This window comes from Mycobacterium sp. 852002-51152_SCH6134967, from assembly GCF_001667105.1.
Classification (GTDB): Bacteria; Actinomycetota; Actinomycetes; order Mycobacteriales; family Mycobacteriaceae; genus Mycobacterium; species Mycobacterium neumannii_A.
On record NZ_LZIK01000004.1, the window covers coordinates 102,572 to 118,646 of the forward strand.

Sequence of the window (16,075 nt, forward strand, 5' to 3'; positions counted from 1 at the left end):
TGCGTGAGTGAGCAGGACCGCATTCGCTGGGAGGAGCGGTATCAGAACCGCGAGGCACCGCGAGCGGTTGCGGCCGAGCTCCCTGCCGTGTTCGCTCCGTTTGCGAACGAGTTTCCGACCGAGGGACGTGCACTGGACTTGGCGTGCGGGTTGGGCTCAGCGAGCTTGTGGCTCGCGCGCCGCGGCATGGATGTTTGGGGAGTGGACATCTCGGCGACGGCCATCCGGCGTGCACGGGACCTCGCCGTTCGTAGCGGTGTTAGCGATCGATGCCGGTTCGACGTCGTCGATCTCGATCTGGGTTTACCCGCAGGTCCGTCCGCCGATGCCGTTGTCTGCCACCGATTCCGAGACTCTCGGCTTGACCAACCGATCATCGAGCGGCTGGCACCCGGTGGGCTACTGGCGATCTCGGCGCTGAGCGTTGTCGGCGCGGAGCCGGGAGCGTTTCGAGTCGCGCCGGGGGAATTGGCCACCGCGTTCGCCGGACTCACGGTTATCGCCGCGGGCGAAGGCGACGGCGAAGCGTGGCTGCTGGCGAGAAAAGCGGTGCGGATCTGACGACTCTAGACCCGCGACCCTAGGCGTGTGGTCGCCGTACCACCCCAACCCTGTTCAGTCTCAACGTCAGTCATTGTCGGGAGGGATGATGACCGGATTGTCACTCAAAGGTTCAATCACGAGACCGACATCCCGCATCAGCTCAATTGAGCGGTTCGAGTCCATCAAAGTCTGTACGTCACCCTCAAGGACCATGTACGCGGCGCGGTTCATGCGCCCGTAGAACTCTTTCATCGACTCCACGCTCCGAAAAGCGGGCATGTAACGAACACCCTCGCGCTCCAGCAAGAACAACATCGTCCTTCCGTCCGGTGTGTCACCGAACGGAGTGGAGTAGTAGACCCGGTCATCGGGGGGAGCAGGTGACTCGGACTGCTTCTTCTTCCGAAATAGGCTCACGAATCCTCCTCTCACGAGTCTCAGTTGTGGCTATTCGTCATGATCACAATCCCGGCGAAAAGCTTTTGGACAGAGCGCACTACGTGATACCTTCCTCGACCATCTGCTCAACCTCATCGACGGACTTCGACATCAAATGACTGAAGATTGTCGCATCTGGCTCGGCGAGATGAGCTCGGCCTGCGCCAGACTGTAGCTCGAATATCCACTCGTTAGCGGTTGGTAGAACGACGACGTCTTCGCTGCGGCCTAGCGAATACAATTCGGGATCAAACATCTTGCGGCCAAGCACATCGCGCATCGTCGAGCCCCATCTCCAAACGAGGAATATTTCAGCGAGATCGAACGTGGATAGTTTGGCGATGTCGTTATATCGTCTGCCTCGGTCGTTTACTACGTCGACGGTCCACCAACCGTCCTCCTGCCGGAGGTAGAACGATTGATCATCGGATGTGAACCCAATCTCGGTGTGGTCCAGGGATGGAGAGACCGAGACGTTAGCCATCCCCATCTTGGCGGACCATTCAGTCCAGTTCTTCGAGAGGCGTGAGAAGTCTGGCATCTATTCACCTAATCCCTTCAGGTAGCCCGATCGACGTAGAGCTTCTACTGATGGCTCTATGCCTGGTGGAGCGATGACTCGGTACTGCGTTCCGCCGCCGGGTTGATTGAACCAGGGTGCTGCTTGTGATTGTTCAATGCGCCAGCCAGGCGGAAGTGCGGTGGGGTCGTCTACGACATTTCTGAAGTATGGCTTCGTGGCGCTGTCTGGTGGGAGTGACAGTTCGGCGAAGGGCGTTCCTTCTGGGGCCAAATAGGTACCCCCGGGGTAGCCGAAGCGTCCGAGCTCAGTGCCTGCGGGGAGTTCGACCTCAGGCACGACAGTGCCCGGGATCGCATAGGGCTTACTGGGCAGGCTGTCGTCGGGATAGATGAGACTGCCGTCTGGATTGGTGAAGTCGGGGCAAAACGTTGATTCGGTCGATGGCTCTGAGCGATGGCTCTGAGCGATGGCTCTGAGCGATGGCTCTGAGCGACGGCTCGACGGCTCTGGTCGGCCAGCCGGGCCGTCAGTCACTCTCTCGAGTGCAGAGATTGGCGACTGATGCCGCTCAGCCTCATTGCGTCGATTCTGCGCTATCGAAGCCATCCAAGATAAGCTCTCCCCATGGAGCTACTACGCAACGTAGTTGTACTGTCGCACATCGTCGGCTTCGCGATCACGTTCGGCGGGTGGGTTGCCGAAGCCCTCGCCCAGCGCTTCCGAACCACCCGCGCCATGGACTACGGCTTGCTGCTCTCGCTTCTCACCGGGTTGGCCCTCGCCGCGCCGTGGCCCGCCGGCATCGAGCTCAACTATCCGAAGATCGGCATCAAGCTCGTCATTCTGGTGGTCCTCGGCGGACTGCTCGGCATGGGCAGCGCCCGTCAGAAGCGCACCGGCAACCCGATCCCGCGCCCGATGTTCTGGTCGATCGGCGTGCTGTCGTTCACCGCCGCTGCCATCGCCGTCCTGTGGTGACCTAACACAGACAGCAAACTATCGAAACAGTGAATTGTCATACCCACCTGGAATAATGGTGTAGTGACGCAAACTGCAACCGAACGCCTGCACATCATCGAAGGAGCCGACTGGAAGGACGCGGTGATCACTCTGCTGGAGGATCGCTCGCCCTACCGGCCGTGGCGCTACGGCTTCGGCGAAGCCCACGTCGGCGACCCTGTGGCCATCGTCTTGAACACCGATCCGCCGTCGGTCATGACGCGCCTCGGCCGCATCGGTCCCGACGGCCGCTTCGACCGCGCCGAAATCACCTGGGGCCTGCCGAGCCCTGGTCTGGTGGATCTCGACACCGTGGCACGGCTCGTGAGGTTCGCCGACGACGAGGACCCGCGCAAGGTGTGGCAGCTTCGCGGCGACGCGGCCACCCGCATGACCCTCGCATTGACCGACTGTGACGCCGGGGCCAAGCGGTCGACCCGGTTCGGCCACTCCACCTTGGCCGCGGCGGCCGTCCTGCTCCATTGCCGCGGCAGGTGCACCGGATGTGGCGCCGTTCTCGACCTGCTCGGCCAGCATGCCCGCGACGCCTTCCGCATCCGCACCGTCGACTTCCCCGAACGCCCGCAACCTCAGCCGGTGATCATGGAAGCCACCAACGTGCCGACCTACTTCTACGGGCCGATACCCGACAAGTGTTGGCTGCCTGAGCTTCCCGCCGATTGGCCCGGCGTACTGTGCCTGCGCTGCGACACCGCCATGCGTGACGGCGGCTTCACGAGCCTGATCGACTACCTGTTCTCCCAGCATCCGCGGTGCCCCTACTGCGGCGCCCAACGGACACAGAGCGCGCAGTTCGGGCACGTCTTCCATCTGGACTTCCCGCCGTGGGACGACTACCGCGGCTGTACCCGCCGTCTCAACGACGATTGGACCTGTACCGAATGCGGCGGCGAGTGGTGATCCGCTACCGGGCCCGAATGCGCTGCGCCACCTCGCCGTAACGCTCGAATCGCTCCGGATCGGCCAGCGCGTTGTACAGCACGACGCGTGACGCTACCGGGCCGTACTTCTCGATGAGCGTGTCCGCCAACCCATCCCACGTCGACTCGGTCGCGAACGTCGCGATGTGCTCGTCGGTGATGCACTCCGCCATGCCCTTGAGGTCACCAGCCTTCTGCTTTTCGCGGATGCGCGCCGTCGTGCCCTCGAAACCCGCCTCGTCCCAGATGAACGCGTAGTTCGGCGTGCTGCCGTAGAAGCTCATGCTGGTGCGCACCAGCTCCCGCTCGCGGTGACGCTCCTCGTCGGTGTCGCCGACGATGGTCATCACCGGCACGATTACCGCCACATCATCCGGTGATCGACTCGACTTCGCAGCTCCCTCAGTCACATTCGGCAGCACATGTCGCGCGATATATCCCGGCTCGCCCAGCGGATGCACATGGATCCCGTCGGCCACCTCGCCAGCCATCCTCAGCATCCACGGGTTCACCGCGGCCACATCCACCATCGGATCCGGCGCGTCGATCGGTCCCGCGCTCCACTGCGGGGTGATGAAGTCCAGGCTGTAGAAGTCCCCGCGGTGTTCCAGCTTGCCCGTCCGAAACGCATGGAAGCACGCCTTCACCGCCAGCACATAATCGCGCAGCCGCGGACCCGGACGCTCGAACTCCATCCCGTAGCGGCGCACCACATGCGTGCGCACCTGCGTACCCAGGCCCAGACGAAACCGGCCGCCCGAGGCCTCCTGCAACTCCCACGCCGTCGCCGCCGTCACGAACGGGCTACGCGGGAAAGCCACCGCCACACCCGTCGACAACTCCAGCCCCGGCGCGGCCTGCGCCGCCACCGCCGCGTTCAGGTACGGCGTGCGGCCGGTCTCGGTGAACAACAACCCGTCGAATCCGGCCGCCTGAGTACGCCTGGCCAGGTCACCGATGTCTTGCAGCGGTTGCGGGGTGGTCATCACGTCGACATGCACAGTCGCACCCTACGCCCGAGTCGTCCCGGAAGTTTGGAAAGGCTTCACTCAACTACGAACGCCGACGCGGAATTTCGAACCTCCACCAATTTGAAGCCGCGTTTCGCTACCTTGGCAACACGCTTCGAATATGAACCCGATCTCGTCGGAGGGCATGGCAATGACCGAGCAGTTCTTGGAGCCCGCTCCGAGCAAAGCCGAACTCGCCATATCGAAGGGCTGGGTCCAAGGCGTCGCCCTGGTCATGGTCTTCGGCTTCCTGATCATGGGCATGCTGGCCGCCAGGACCTACTCCGACTCGATGCCGCAGCCGCAGCGCGTTGTCGGCCCCGACGGCCAGACACTCTTCACCGCGCAGGACATCACCGCCGGCCAGCAGATCTTCCTGCGCCGCGGGCTGCAGCAGTACGGGTCCGTGATGGGCCACGGCGGCTATCTCGGACCGGACTACACCGCCGAATACCTTCGCCTGTCCGCCGACCATGTCGGACAGGAGCTGCGCGACGCCGGAGTGCAGGATCCGACCGCCGCCGTCGTCGAGATGATGCGGACCAACCGTTACGACGAGGCCACAGGAACCCTGCAGTTCACTGCCGAGCAGGTAAGCGCATTCGAAGAGATCCGTAACTACTACGCCGACCTCTTCGGCACCGACTCCACCGAATACGGCCTCATCCCGCAGGTCATCACCCACCCGCAGGAAATCAAGGAGCTGACAGCGTTTTTCAGCTGGACCGCCTGGGCCAGTGCGGCGCAACGTGACGGCCACTCTTACTCCTACACCAACAACTGGCCACCGGAAGAGCGCGTCAACAACACGCCTACCGCCGACATCCTGGTCTGGTCGGCGATGTCGCTCATCGCGCTGCTCGCCGGGCTCGGCGCGCTGTTCGCCCTCTACGGCCGATGGAGCCGCAAAATCGGTTGGCACGCAACCGAAACGCCATCGCTGAAGTTCCGCCAACCCGGTGAGGTGGCGATCACCCCGTCGCAAAAGGCGACCGCCTGGTTCTTTCTCGTTGTCGCGGTGCTCTTCCTCGCCCAGGCGATATTGGGCGGCGCCATCGAGCACTACCGTGCCGAATTGAGCGACTTCTTCGGCCTCGACCTGGCGCAGATCCTCCCGTTCAACCTGGCGCGGACCTGGCACGTGCAGCTGTCGCTGCTGTGGACGGCCGCATCCTTCCTCGCCGCCGGAATCTTCCTGGCGCCGATCATCTCCGGCCGTGAACCACGCAGGCAGTCGTGGCTGACCTACGGTCTGCTCGGCGCGCTGTTCGTCGTCGTCGCCGGCACGCTGGTGGGCACTGCGCTGAGCACGTTCGGCGTCGACTGGGCAAAAGGCTCGATCTTCTTCGACCAGCAGTGGGAGTACCTCGACCTGCCGAGGTTCTGGCAGGCGTTGCTCGTCATCGGGCTGTTCCTGTGGATGGCGATCATCTTCCGCGCCATCAGGTCGCGGCTGAAGACCGAGAGCAAGCTCAACATGCCGTGGCTGTTCTTCTACGCCGGCCTTGCCATCCCCGCGTTTTACGCCGTCGGCATGCTCGCCGGCACGGAGACGCATCTGACCGTCGCCGAGTTCTGGCGATTCTGGGTGGTGCATCTGTGGGTGGAGGACTTCCTCGAACTGTTCACCACGGTCATGGTCGCCTACATCTTCGTGATGCTGGGCGTCGTGCGGCGCAAGATCGCCATCCAATTGATCTTCCTCGACGTCATCCTCTACTCGATGGGCGGCGTCATCGGAACGATGCACCACCTGTACTTCTCAGGAACACCGGTGGAGCACATGGCTCTTGGTGCGTTCTTCTCCGCTCTCGAAGTGATCCCGCTGACGTTCCTGACCGTCGAGGCGTGGACGTTCCTGCAACTCGGTTCGCGGCAACAATCCCGCAGCAGCGCGCCGTTCCCCCACCGGTGGGCGGTGATGTTCCTCGTCTCTGTCGGGTTCTGGAACTTCGTCGGCGCAGGCATTTTCGGCTTCTTGATCAACCTGCCGATCGTGTCGTACTACCAGATCGGCACCGCGCTAACCGCCAACCATGCGCACGGGGCGATGATGGGCGTCTACGGAATGCTCGCCGTCGGCCTGGCGCTGTTCGCCTTGCGCTACATCATCCCGCCGCAGCGCTGGCCGGAGAAGCTGGCCAAGCTGTCGTTCTGGTCACTCAACATCGGCCTGGCGTGGATGGTGTTCGCCACCCTGCTCCCGCTCGGTGTCCTGCAGTTGTGGCACTCGGTGAACGACGGCTACTACGAGGCGCGGACATTGAACTACATCACGCAGTCGAGTAACGCTGTGCTGGAGTGGTTGCGCATGCCCGGCGACTTCCTGTTCATCATCGGCGGCGTCCTCCCGTTCCTCTGGATTGCATGGCTGGGCGTGCGACACGGCATCAAGGCGACCACGCACACGCTGCCCGCCGAGACCTTGTTCGTCGAGGAGCATGCGCACGCGGAGGAGGACCGCACCGGGATGGCGGTACCCGGCCGCAGCCGCTACGCCTCCGACCGCAGGGTGGCTCCCGACGAGAGCGGTGAGGGCCCGTGATCGCCGGCATCGGCATCGCCGCATGGCTGACCATCGGGTATGCCGTTGCACTCGTCGCGGTGGCATACGGCATCGACACCTTCGCCCGCCGGGCCGCGGCCAAGGTCGAGGGACACCGGATGGGCGGATTCGTATATCACGACGACCACGACGCCTGGCAGTGCCCGGAAGATCAATGGTTGTGGCCCACGTCGTTTGACCCCGACAACCGGGTCATGCGCTACCGGGGCACCCCGTCGATCTGCAACGCCTGCCCGGTCAAACACACCTGTACCTCGTCGCGCGACGGCCGCGAGGTGAGCCGGGCGATCGACAGTTGGCCGGCATCGGAGGCGGCCCGTTTTCACCGCGGAATCGCCTGTGCCGTCGGCGTTATCGCCGTCGTCCTGCCGGTGGCGACGGCGTTGGCGGCCGACACCGCGCCGGAGGCGCTGCTGCTTCTGGGCTCCGCCGTCGTGGTCGGGTTGGCGACGCTGCCGCTGTGGTCGCACCTGCGCCGCACCCAAGCCGTGCCGGACGGTGTGGTGTTCCAGACGCTCGACGACAACATCGAACAGCGGAAGCAGTTGGCCGAGGCAGAGATTCGCCGTCGAAGCTCCTATGCCTCCGACCGGCGAACCGAACACCGGGAGGTGCGCTGATGAGTCCCTGGATCGTGGTCCTCATCTTCTTGGCCATCGTGCTGGCGGCATTGGCGGTCGCCTCGATCCGGGTGGTCAAGGAGTACGAGCGGGGTGTGGCGTTTCGTCTCGGCAGGCTGCGTGGGCCGCTTGGGCCGGGCATCGTGGTCGTGGTGCCCGGTGTCGACAAGCTCGTGCGGGTCGACCTGCGGACAATGACGCTGACCATCCCGCCGCAGGAGGTCATCACCCGCGACAACGTCACCGCGCGGGTCAACGCCGTCGTGCTGTTTAGGGTGACCGATCCGACGAAATCGGTGATGACCGTAGAGAACTTCGCCATTGCGACATCGCAGATCGCACAGACCACGCTGCGTTCGGTCGTCGGGCGTGCGGACCTGGACACCCTGCTCGCCCATCGCGCCGATCTCAACGAGGATCTCGCGGCCTCGATCGCCAAACAGACCGAACCGTGGGGCATCGTCGTGGAGGTCGTCGAGATCAAGGACGTCGAGATCCCCGAGATGATGCAGCGCGCGATGGCCCGCGAGGCCGAGGCGGAACGGGAGCGGCGGGCGAAGGTGATCAGCGCGCGCGGTGAGCTGCAGGCGTCGACGGAACTGCGGGACGCGGCGATCACGCTCAGCGAGAGCCCCGCCTCGTTGCAGCTGCGCTATCTGCAGACGCTGCTCGAGCTCGGCGCCGACCAGAACTCGACCGTCGTGTTCCCGATTCCCATGGACATTGTGCGCCCATTCCTCGAGGGTTCGCGCGACGATTCGACGGTTCCCGGCGGCGCTATTCCGCACATCAGGAGGGTCAAATCCGATGAGTAGCAACACACCTGAACCCGCGACCGTCGACGAAGCCGGTGCCGTCGACGATGGCCGTCCCGTGATCCTGGAGCCCACCCCGCCCGGCCTGTGGCGGGCGCTGCTGGGAGGGGCGGTCGCCGTCCTGGCGCCATTGTTCGGTTTTCTGGTCGGCGGCATGATCGGAGCCGGGACGGTGGGGGAGTCGGTCGATCCGATGTTCCTGTCGCTGTTCACCGGCATCGTGATCGGCGGCATCGGGGTGCTGGTGGCGCTTTCGGGCGGCGCGCGGTTGTGGCGGCACTTCCACCGCAGGGACGCCGTCGAACCCTGAGCCCGTGACGCCGTTGATCCTGCGGTCAGGGCGCGGGATTCGCGGTTTGGAGCGCCCTCAACGCAGGGTCGACGGTCATGATCAGGTGTCGAGCAGTGAGACGCCGTCGCGCCAAGCGCGAAGCACCTCCTTGACACGGTTGAACACGCGCGCCCGCGCGGTCTCGCGGTCGAGGCCCGACGCCACCAACTCGTCGTACTCGGTGTCGACGTGGAGCACCGACGCCGTAACCGCCTGGCAGACCGCGCCCGCTCCGATCTCGAGCGCCGTCAAGCGTTGGCGGCCTCGACCACGCAAACTGGCGGCGGTGTGCAGCGCGATGGCGGCGGCGCGATCGGTCGGACAGCCGGGGAACAGTTCCCGAATCAGCTCAGCGATGCCGTCAGTGCCGGGTACACCGGCGTCAGCCAGGCTGGCCAGCGCGGCCGCCTCGATCGCGGCCGGTTCGGCCAGGATGCCCTGCCTCTCGTACATGCTCTGCCCCCGATAGGGGAAGCGCCGAAGGCTCTTCTGCATCACGACGACCGGCGATCGGCTGAACTTCACAGCGCGCCGGGTGAGCGCGGCGCTGCCCGCGGGCAGGAACTCCAAATGACCAAGCCCGGCGCAGTCGAGGCACACCGCGCCGGACTTGGTTCTGAGCAGAACCTCACCCGCGACGTCGCATTCGGAGCACTTCGTGGCATCCGGTACCTGCTCGGCACGTCTGACTCGTGCGTCTCCGCCCACCATGCGCCGACCGTACGTCGATGGTCCGACACGACGGGTTCGACTCTGGTATCAGCGCGGTATCACCACCTGCATGGGTATGACACTCCGTACCAGCGAACAGCAGGCCGAGGCGTGCGTCGACAGGCTGAAACCGAGGGGCGTTCCATGCAAGCTGTGGCACTGTCGGCCATCGCCGGCGAGGATGCCCGGTTCGACTTCATGATCGCCACCGCCTCCGGCGCGATAGACGACGCGCACGAGATCGCCGTGCAGTTGCGGGCATGGTGCGACGGAGACTTGTGCGGTCAACGATCAGCAAGCCACGTGAAGAACTCCTCGGCGGTGAACACCGGCTTGCCGTACTCCTGCGCCTTGCGCGCCTTACCCGACTGGGTGCCCGCCTCGGCCGTCACCAGCACCTCACACCGCGTCTTGGTCACCGACCGCACCGGCTTCAGGCCGGCCCTCTCGGCCAGCCGCTCGATCTCCTCGCGCTCCACCACACGCCCGGACGGATCCAAAGCCGTTCCGGTGAAACAAATCCGCGCCCCTGGCACCAGTGCGTCTTCGATATCGTGCCGCGCCACCAACACCGCGTCACTCACCACATCGATGCCCAGCAGCGCTGACGCGTCGTGCAGGCGGGCGACCACTTCGTCGGGCAGCAGTGTGCGAGAAGCCGCCGCTCGCAACTGGTCGGCCACCGCCGACCGCGCTGCCGCATCCCATGATGAGTCGAGGTCTCGGCGCACCGACGCGCCCAGCATCACCGCCCCCACGTCGCGGCTGATCCGCAACAGCGCCGACAACCCGGGCAGATGCTCGGCGTTCGGTGTCGGAACGTCCGGGTCGCGGCTGACCAGTAGTCCCGAAACCGATTCCGCCGGTTCGGGTTCCTCGAATGCCGTCGAGCCGGTGTCAACGTCGGCCTGTGCGTGCGCCGCTAGGGCAGACCGTGCCCGTTCCAACGCCGTTCGCCCCAACACGCGCGCTCCACGAAGTTCGATGCCCAGTGGCATCACCGCGACATGCCCGAGCCTCTTGAGCTCGAAGTCGATCAGCCCCAGCGTCTCGTCCATCTCCGGTCCGACGGGAGTGCAGCCCGCTAGCATCGGCGCGATCACCGCCCACGCTTCGCGCAGGGTCGGCGCCAGCAACACATCGGAAACGCTGATGCCATAGGCACTTCGCGCATCGGCAAGATCGCGCTGCGGGTTGACCAGCGTCGAGATCGCGGTGCCGTCGTCGAACGCCACCGCCAGTTCCACTGGCCGGGGTCGAGACATCCGGCCTTCGTCGCCGACGGTCAACATGCCGATCGCGCAGTACTTGCGCGCCGTCGTGCTGCCGACCGAGCTGCGAAGGAACCGGGCGATCCGTCGGTCGGTCTTCAGATCTTTGGGCAGCACAGGGCGTTTGAGCACCAGCCCCGTCAACGAGGTGCAGCGGCTTAGCGCCACGTACAACTGTCCCGTCGAGAACATGCCGCCGGTGAGGTCGACGACCACCCGGTCCAGCGTCTGGCCCTGGCTCTTGTGGATGGTGATCGCCCACGCCAGCTTGAACGGCAACTGGGTGAACGTCCCGATCACCTCACGCCGCAGCGCACCGCCGTCGACCACCGGTCGCGTGGCCTCCCAGGTGAACGGCGTGACCTCCGCGCAGGACCCGTCGGCGAACTCGACCTCGACGACCGCGCCGTAGCGGTCATAACCGACACCGACGACGCGTCCGATCGAGCCGTTGACCCACCGGTCGCCCTGGTCATTGTTGAGCATCATCACCTGCGCGCCGACCTTGAACCGCAGCTCGTCCTCGATCGGTTTGTCGAACAGCGACAGATCGCCGGACTCCTGGGCGCAGTGGCGCATCTCGTCGCCGGGCAACCGCTCCAGGTGTTGACGGTTGCGCGCGGTCACCAGCCGGTTCGTCGGCGCCAGCGTCAGCCAGAACTCGTCGTCGGGCGGTACGAAGTCTTTGTCGGCGCGGGCGTTGAGCTGTTCCTGGGCGTGGCCCAAGAGCACGCCCTCACGGATTTCGTTGAGGATGGCGGTCATTCGGTTGTCGCCGAGTTGGCGGAACACCGTCGTCAACGAGATGGTGGGGAAGTCGTCGCGGACGAACTTGCGGGCCGAGAAAAAGTACGGGGTGTCGTAGACCGTCGTGAAGTAGCCTTCCTCACCGTCGCCGACGACCGGTGGAAGCTGGTACAGGTCGCCAACGAGCACGATCTGCACGCCGCCGAACGGTGCTCCCGGTTCGGGGCCGAAGCGTTCGAGTGCGGTGGCCACCATGTCGAAGACGTCCGCGCGGACCATGGACGCCTCGTCGATGATCAACGTCTGCAACGACGCCAGGGTCTTGGCGAACCGGCCGGGTCGGTACTGGCCGGCGGTGACGTCGTGAAGCGTCGTCGTGGTCCGGAACCCGAACAGCCGGTGGATGGTGTAGCCGTCGACGTTGAGCGCCGCGATGCCCGTCGGCGCCACCACCACGACGTTGCGTTCGGTCTCGGCCATGAACCGACGGATCAACGTCGACTTGCCGGTGCCTGCCTTGCCCGTGAGGAACAGGTGCTTGCCGCCGGAAAGGAGCGCCAAGGCATCCCGGAACTCGTCGGTGAGGATCAGTTCGACGCTCACGGGTGGCACAGTACCCGCGGCGCGAAGCCACGAACCCGGCGCTGTGGAGGCCCGCTTCTGAGCCTCGTCAGTCCGCGGTCAGACCACGGCCATCGCTTCGCGCTCGATGACCTCCGCTGCGGCCCGCTCGCCGGACCGCACCGCCCCGTCGATGAAGCCGTACATCACTGCCGAGGTCTCGGTACCGGCCCAGTGGATGCGTCCGCACGGTTCTCGGAGTGCGGGACCGAATTCGGTGAGCACGCCCGGCGGCGTGTGGGCGATCATCCCTCCGCCGGAGTACCGCTCGACAGACCAGTTTTGCTCGACATAGTCGACCGGTGAAAGCGCTTTGTCACCAAACCTTTCGGCGACAGCCGCGAGCACCGCGCCCTTGCGCTCGTCGTCGTCGAGGTTCGTCATCCGGCGAGCCTCCGGTCCTTCGGTGATGACGGTGAGCATCCCGGGAGTCCCGGTATTCGTGCACGAGTCGATCGTCAGGTTCGCGGGGGATCCAGGCGCGAATGACTGTCCCGACAAGCCGTCGGCCCGCCAGAAGGGTTCGTCGAACACCAGCGCGATCTTGTACACCGCCCCACTTGGCATCCGCTGATGCAGAAACGAACGATCGGCGGGAAGCATTGGCTCGTAGATGATTTGGCTCGCTATCGAGATCGGTACGGCGACGATGGCCCGGCGCGCGTTGACCACCATGTCTTCGGAGCGAACGGTCACCCCCTCGATGTTCTGCTCGATGCTGCGTACCGGCTGCGACAGGTGGATCACGTCACCGAGCTCGGCGGCGACCGCTCGATGGATGGCGCCCATACCGCCGACGGGTCGCTCATCCTCGGCCGCGTCCTTCACACCCAGTACGAAGCTCGGGCCCCCGGCCGATGCCATCTGGTAGAGCACGAACAGCAGCGAGATCTCCGACGCCGCCGACGTATACAGCCCGGATACCGAACTCTCGAGCAGTTCGTGAGCCGGTTTCGACAGCGTGTTCCTGTCCAGCCACGCCGCCCAGCTGATCTGGTCCCACTTCTGGGCCTTGCGGGCGGCCCACGGCGCCTCCACCGGGATCGCCTTGCACATCTGCGTCAACTCGAAGAAGACCGCACCCAAGTTCGCGACCGCCCACGGGCTCATCGACAGCGGGATCGTTCCGGTGTACCGGTGCTTCTTACCGCCGATGTACATCATTGCGTCGCCGTCGGTGTACTGCTTGTAGCTCGGCACCCCGAATTCCTTCATCAGCGCATAAATCGCGTCCTGTCCGGGACCGACCCAGGCGCCGCCGCGATCGATCCAGGTCCCGTCGTCGCGCACCTCGGTGAATGTGCGACCACCGACGCGGTCGCGGGCCTCCAGCAGCGCCACCGAGTGACCTGCCTGCTTCAAGCGCAATGCCGCGGTCAGACCGGCGAATCCGGCACCCACGACGCAATAGTCCACGTCTGCCATGACGAGCCCCTTCGATACGGTTTGCGCGGGGCCAGGCGGCCGGGTGCAAGCCTCGGCGCGCCCTCATTCGGACGCGAAGGCACCTAGACTCAACGCCTGATCGTTATTTGTGTCAATAAACCGTTGCGTCGGCAAAGTTCTCGCGCGTGCCGTTGTTCACACCGACCGATGGCGGCGGTGGATCGGCCGCAAACGCCTACGCGAGTGCTTCTGTGCGACGGTGATAGTTCGGCGGTCAAGGCCGTTGTCGCTCAACGTAGTCGGGTCAGGCGGTCGACGCCTCCACCCGCAGTTCTTCGTACGCCGCGCGCATCAGTTCCTCGTCGGTAAGCCGAGGCCGCTCCAAATGCACACCGGGCATCAACAGGGCGATTTCGTCCCGCAGCGCCCACAGTGTGCTCCGCGGCGGCAGGTGAACTACGAACCGGATCCGTTCGCCCCCCGCCTCCTCACGAATCCGGCGTACGACGTCGAGAATCGCCGTGTCAAACGAGTCCGCACGCACGGTTCCAGTCCAACATCGGTCCTGCGAGCAGGCCGAATAGCGGAGCAAGGGCCCGCGCGGACGGGCCAGCGCGATGGCGACGGAAGTGATCATGCCCGCACTGTATGCGCGGGGTCCGACAAGTCCGGTCCGCGTGTGTATCGAGGCGTGGCGAAGATGTTGTCGCACAACGTCACGCGGCGACGCAGCGGAATCCGATGTGTGTGGTGGCGCTGTCCTGCGACTGAGAGGACCGAGCGGCCGGCCGGTAGCGATGGCAGTACTCGGGTGCGCACAGGTGTGAGCCGCCCTTGAGCGTCTGGAATTTCGACGGGTCGCCGGTGGGCGGTGCGCAGCAGCCCGCCTTCTGGGCGTCGGGACGGTGGCGTGGCGCGTACGGCGTCGTCGTCCATTCCCAGACGTTGCCGATCATGTCGACGAGACCGAATGCGTTGGGTGGGAAGGTGGCCACCGGCGAGGTGCCCACCCAGCCGAGCGCCCCGTCGTTGCGGTACGGGAAGCGGCCCTGCCATACGTTGGCCATCAAGCGTCCGTCGGGCTGCGCCTCGTCGCCCCAGGCGTACCAGGACTGGGATCCGGCTCGCGCCGCGTACTCCCACTGCGCTTCGGTCGGCAGGCGGCGACCCGCCCAGGCGGCGTAGGCCGACGCGTCCGGATACGCCACCTGCACCACGGGGTGGTCGGGGCGGTCGTCGATCGAGGATTCTGGTCCGAACGGGTGGCGCCAGCTGGCGCCCGGCACCCAGGTCCACCATTGCCGCCAGTCGCGCAGGTCGACCGGGCCGCGGGTCGGGCGGAAGACGAGTGCACCGGGAACCAGGTCGTCGGGCGAGGCTCCCGGATAGGCGGCGGGGTCGAGCTCCTGTTCGGCGAGGGTGACGTATCCCGTGTCGGCGACGAACTCGGCGAACTGCGCGTTGGTGACGGGGTGGCGCTCGATCGAGAACGCTTCGATCGTCACCTCGTGGACGGGCGCCTCCTCCGGATAGAAGTCGGCTGATCCCATCTGGAAAATGCCCGCGGGCAGCTCGATCAGGTCGGTCAGCATCACGTCCAGGCTAGGCGCTGCGACAGGGACCGCCCGAACCGCGACGGGAATGTGAGCGTGGTCGCAGCGGTTGGCTGAAGCATGGCCAAAATGACGACCGATGAGCGTGTGAAGTTCCTGTCCGATGTCCACGTGGGCGTCATCGCCGTCGAGCGCCCCGACCGGGCGCCGCTGAGCGTGCCGATCTGGTACGGCTATCAGCCGGGCGGTGAGGTGTTGTTGTGGACGGAGTCGGCGTCGCTCAAGCACCGGCTGATCAAGGATGCCGGCCGGTTCTCGATCACCGCGCAGGACGAGGCGCCGCCGTATCGGTACGTCACGGCCGAGGGCGACGTGACCGGTATCGAACCCGCCGATGACGCGATCGTTCGCGAGATTGCCATCCGTTACCTCGGTGAAGAAGAAGGCAATACCTTTACCGACCAGAACCTCACGTCGACATCGGTCATCATCCGGATGCGCCCGCAGCGCTGGTTGAGTTTCGACTACTCGTCGGAGTAGCGCCTTCCCTTCCTCTCTCAGCGCGCCATTCTCTCTAGCGCGAGCGGGCGTGTTTGCAGGCGACATGCCGTGAAATCTCGGCGGTTTGCGCACCGTCGCGATGCGACGGGCGTGCTCGTTTCGCGCCTGAAGGTACTCGCGCCATGATTCACGTTGAGGTGCGGCGGTTTTCGACCATCGCTGTGGAAGAGTTGGCGGTTATCACCGCCGTCTGAACACTCGCCCGCGAGCTTTCGTTACGGCGTGCCGAATGCAATCAACCGCCTGATGCGCGCGCTCGCGCCGCTTCGAGCGTGCGCAGACTGTCGAAATTTTGCGGCGTGTCGTGTGCAGACCCGCACGCTCGCGGCAAAGGGGGAGAAAGGGGGAAGAACGAAAGGGAAGCGGGGCACCGACCGGTCGCGTTGACACTCCGGGCGGCAGCGGTGTCTAATATAGGGTAATGATCGTAAAGGCGGAG

The 16,075-nt window shown here is 65.2% G+C and carries 16 protein-coding genes and 1 pseudogene; 8 read left to right on the top strand and 9 right to left on the bottom strand.

The genetic code is table 11. The features are described 5' to 3' along the window. The first annotated feature begins 3 nt into the window (after positions 1-3). Positions 4-561: a bifunctional 2-polyprenyl-6-hydroxyphenol methylase/3-demethylubiquinol 3-O-methyltransferase UbiG gene (locus A5790_RS00600; protein ID WP_066840595.1), complete on the top strand. Its 558-nt coding sequence runs from the start codon at positions 4-6 to the stop codon at positions 559-561. Positions 562-627: 66 nt separating this feature from the next. Here the strand turns inward: A5790_RS00600 and A5790_RS00605 are convergent, their stop codons facing one another. From A5790_RS00605 to A5790_RS25270, 3 genes and pseudogenes are all read right to left on the bottom strand, one after another. Beyond that, complete coding sequence (locus A5790_RS00605) at positions 628-960, bottom strand: hypothetical protein (RefSeq protein WP_066840543.1); 333 nt, start codon at positions 958-960, stop codon at positions 628-630. Between the two features lie 79 nt (positions 961-1,039). Further along, positions 1,040-1,522: a hypothetical protein gene (locus A5790_RS00610; protein WP_066840544.1), complete on the bottom strand. Its 483-nt coding sequence runs from the start codon at positions 1,520-1,522 to the stop codon at positions 1,040-1,042. Beyond that, positions 1,523-1,924, bottom strand: a pseudogene (locus tag A5790_RS25270) (TNT domain-containing protein); the annotation flags it as partial. A 204-nt stretch (positions 1,925-2,128) separates the two neighbouring features. Between A5790_RS25270 and A5790_RS00615 the strand changes: the two are divergent. Continuing rightward, positions 2,129-2,482, top strand: a complete 354-nt coding sequence (locus tag A5790_RS00615) for a Fe-S protein (RefSeq protein ID WP_066840546.1) — start codon at positions 2,129-2,131, stop codon at positions 2,480-2,482. Positions 2,483-2,545: 63 nt separating this feature from the next. Further along, the gene (locus tag A5790_RS00620; protein ID WP_066840548.1) at positions 2,546-3,424 is read left to right on the top strand and encodes a hypothetical protein; all 879 of its coding nucleotides are present in this window, start codon (positions 2,546-2,548) and stop codon (positions 3,422-3,424) included. 4 nt (positions 3,425-3,428) lie between these two features. Here the strand turns inward: A5790_RS00620 and A5790_RS00625 are convergent, their stop codons facing one another. Beyond that, positions 3,429-4,445 carry a TIGR03617 family F420-dependent LLM class oxidoreductase gene (locus A5790_RS00625; RefSeq protein ID WP_066840550.1) on the bottom strand — a complete coding sequence of 339 codons (1,017 nt, stop codon included), beginning with the start codon at positions 4,443-4,445 and terminating at the stop codon, positions 3,429-3,431. Positions 4,446-4,605: 160 nt separating this feature from the next. Between A5790_RS00625 and A5790_RS00630 the strand changes: the two genes are divergently transcribed. Genes A5790_RS00630 through A5790_RS00645 form a run of 4 tightly spaced genes read left to right on the top strand, consistent with a single transcriptional unit; the run spans position 4,606 to position 8,765 of the window. Beyond that, positions 4,606-6,999 (top strand): nitric-oxide reductase large subunit, encoded by a 2,394-nt coding sequence (locus A5790_RS00630; protein ID WP_082961517.1) that lies wholly within the window; start codon positions 4,606-4,608, stop codon positions 6,997-6,999. Beyond that, the gene (locus A5790_RS00635) at positions 6,996-7,640 is read left to right on the top strand and encodes a hypothetical protein (RefSeq protein ID WP_082961509.1); all 645 of its coding nucleotides are present in this window, start codon (positions 6,996-6,998) and stop codon (positions 7,638-7,640) included. Before A5790_RS00630 ends, A5790_RS00635 begins: the two co-directional genes overlap by 4 nt. Next, positions 7,640-8,455, top strand: coding sequence for an SPFH domain-containing protein (locus tag A5790_RS00640; RefSeq protein ID WP_066840552.1), 816 nt, complete (start codon positions 7,640-7,642; stop codon positions 8,453-8,455). Before A5790_RS00635 ends, A5790_RS00640 begins: the two co-directional genes overlap by 1 nt. Next, positions 8,448-8,765, top strand: coding sequence for a hypothetical protein (locus A5790_RS00645; protein ID WP_066840554.1), 318 nt, complete (start codon positions 8,448-8,450; stop codon positions 8,763-8,765). Before A5790_RS00640 ends, A5790_RS00645 begins: the two co-directional genes overlap by 8 nt. Before the next feature lie 81 nt (positions 8,766-8,846). Here the strand turns inward: A5790_RS00645 and A5790_RS00650 are convergent, their stop codons facing one another. The 5 genes from A5790_RS00650 to A5790_RS00670 form a co-directional block, all read right to left on the bottom strand. Next, entirely contained in the window at positions 8,847-9,497 is a 651-nt protein-coding gene (locus tag A5790_RS00650; RefSeq protein ID WP_066840555.1) for a DUF2293 domain-containing protein, read from the bottom strand. A gap of 284 nt (positions 9,498-9,781) precedes the next feature. Then, on the bottom strand, positions 9,782-12,118 hold the full coding sequence (locus A5790_RS00655; RefSeq protein ID WP_082961510.1) for an AAA family ATPase: 2,337 nt from the start codon (positions 12,116-12,118) through the stop codon (positions 9,782-9,784). A 78-nt stretch (positions 12,119-12,196) separates the two neighbouring features. Further along, the gene (locus A5790_RS00660; protein ID WP_066840557.1) at positions 12,197-13,561 is read right to left on the bottom strand and encodes an NAD(P)/FAD-dependent oxidoreductase; all 1,365 of its coding nucleotides are present in this window, start codon (positions 13,559-13,561) and stop codon (positions 12,197-12,199) included. Between the two features lie 265 nt (positions 13,562-13,826). Beyond that, positions 13,827-14,159 (bottom strand): hypothetical protein, encoded by a 333-nt coding sequence (locus tag A5790_RS00665; RefSeq protein ID WP_066840559.1) that lies wholly within the window; start codon positions 14,157-14,159, stop codon positions 13,827-13,829. Positions 14,160-14,238: 79 nt separating this feature from the next. Beyond that, positions 14,239-15,114 (bottom strand): formylglycine-generating enzyme family protein, encoded by an 876-nt coding sequence (locus A5790_RS00670; RefSeq protein WP_066840561.1) that lies wholly within the window; start codon positions 15,112-15,114, stop codon positions 14,239-14,241. A gap of 81 nt (positions 15,115-15,195) precedes the next feature. Here A5790_RS00670 and A5790_RS00675 point away from each other — a divergent pair, with 81 nt between their 5' ends. Beyond that, positions 15,196-15,615: a pyridoxamine 5'-phosphate oxidase family protein gene (locus A5790_RS00675; protein WP_197696681.1), complete on the top strand. Its 420-nt coding sequence runs from the start codon at positions 15,196-15,198 to the stop codon at positions 15,613-15,615. Positions 15,616-16,075 lie beyond the last annotated feature (460 nt).

What these genes read in the sequence shown, in the direction of transcription:
- A5790_RS00610 (WP_066840544.1), bottom strand. Translation starts at nt 1,522, where the DNA reads ATGCCAGACTTCTCACGCCTCTCGAAGAACTGGACTGAATGGTCCGCC.
- A5790_RS00615 (WP_066840546.1), top strand. Translation starts at nt 2,129, where the DNA reads ATGGAGCTACTACGCAACGTAGTTGTACTGTCGCACATCGTCGGCTTC.
- A5790_RS00630 (WP_082961517.1), top strand. Translation starts at nt 4,606, where the DNA reads ATGACCGAGCAGTTCTTGGAGCCCGCTCCGAGCAAAGCCGAACTCGCC.
- A5790_RS00640 (WP_066840552.1), top strand. Translation starts at nt 7,640, where the DNA reads ATGAGTCCCTGGATCGTGGTCCTCATCTTCTTGGCCATCGTGCTGGCG.
- A5790_RS00645 (WP_066840554.1), top strand. Translation starts at nt 8,448, where the DNA reads ATGAGTAGCAACACACCTGAACCCGCGACCGTCGACGAAGCCGGTGCC.
- A5790_RS00650 (WP_066840555.1), bottom strand. Translation starts at nt 9,497, where the DNA reads ATGGTGGGCGGAGACGCACGAGTCAGACGTGCCGAGCAGGTACCGGAT.
- A5790_RS00660 (WP_066840557.1), bottom strand. Translation starts at nt 13,561, where the DNA reads ATGGCAGACGTGGACTATTGCGTCGTGGGTGCCGGATTCGCCGGTCTG.
- A5790_RS00665 (WP_066840559.1), bottom strand. Translation starts at nt 14,159, where the DNA reads ATGATCACTTCCGTCGCCATCGCGCTGGCCCGTCCGCGCGGGCCCTTG.
- A5790_RS00670 (WP_066840561.1), bottom strand. Translation starts at nt 15,114, where the DNA reads ATGCTGACCGACCTGATCGAGCTGCCCGCGGGCATTTTCCAGATGGGA.
- A5790_RS00675 (WP_197696681.1), top strand. Translation starts at nt 15,196, where the DNA reads ATGGCCAAAATGACGACCGATGAGCGTGTGAAGTTCCTGTCCGATGTC.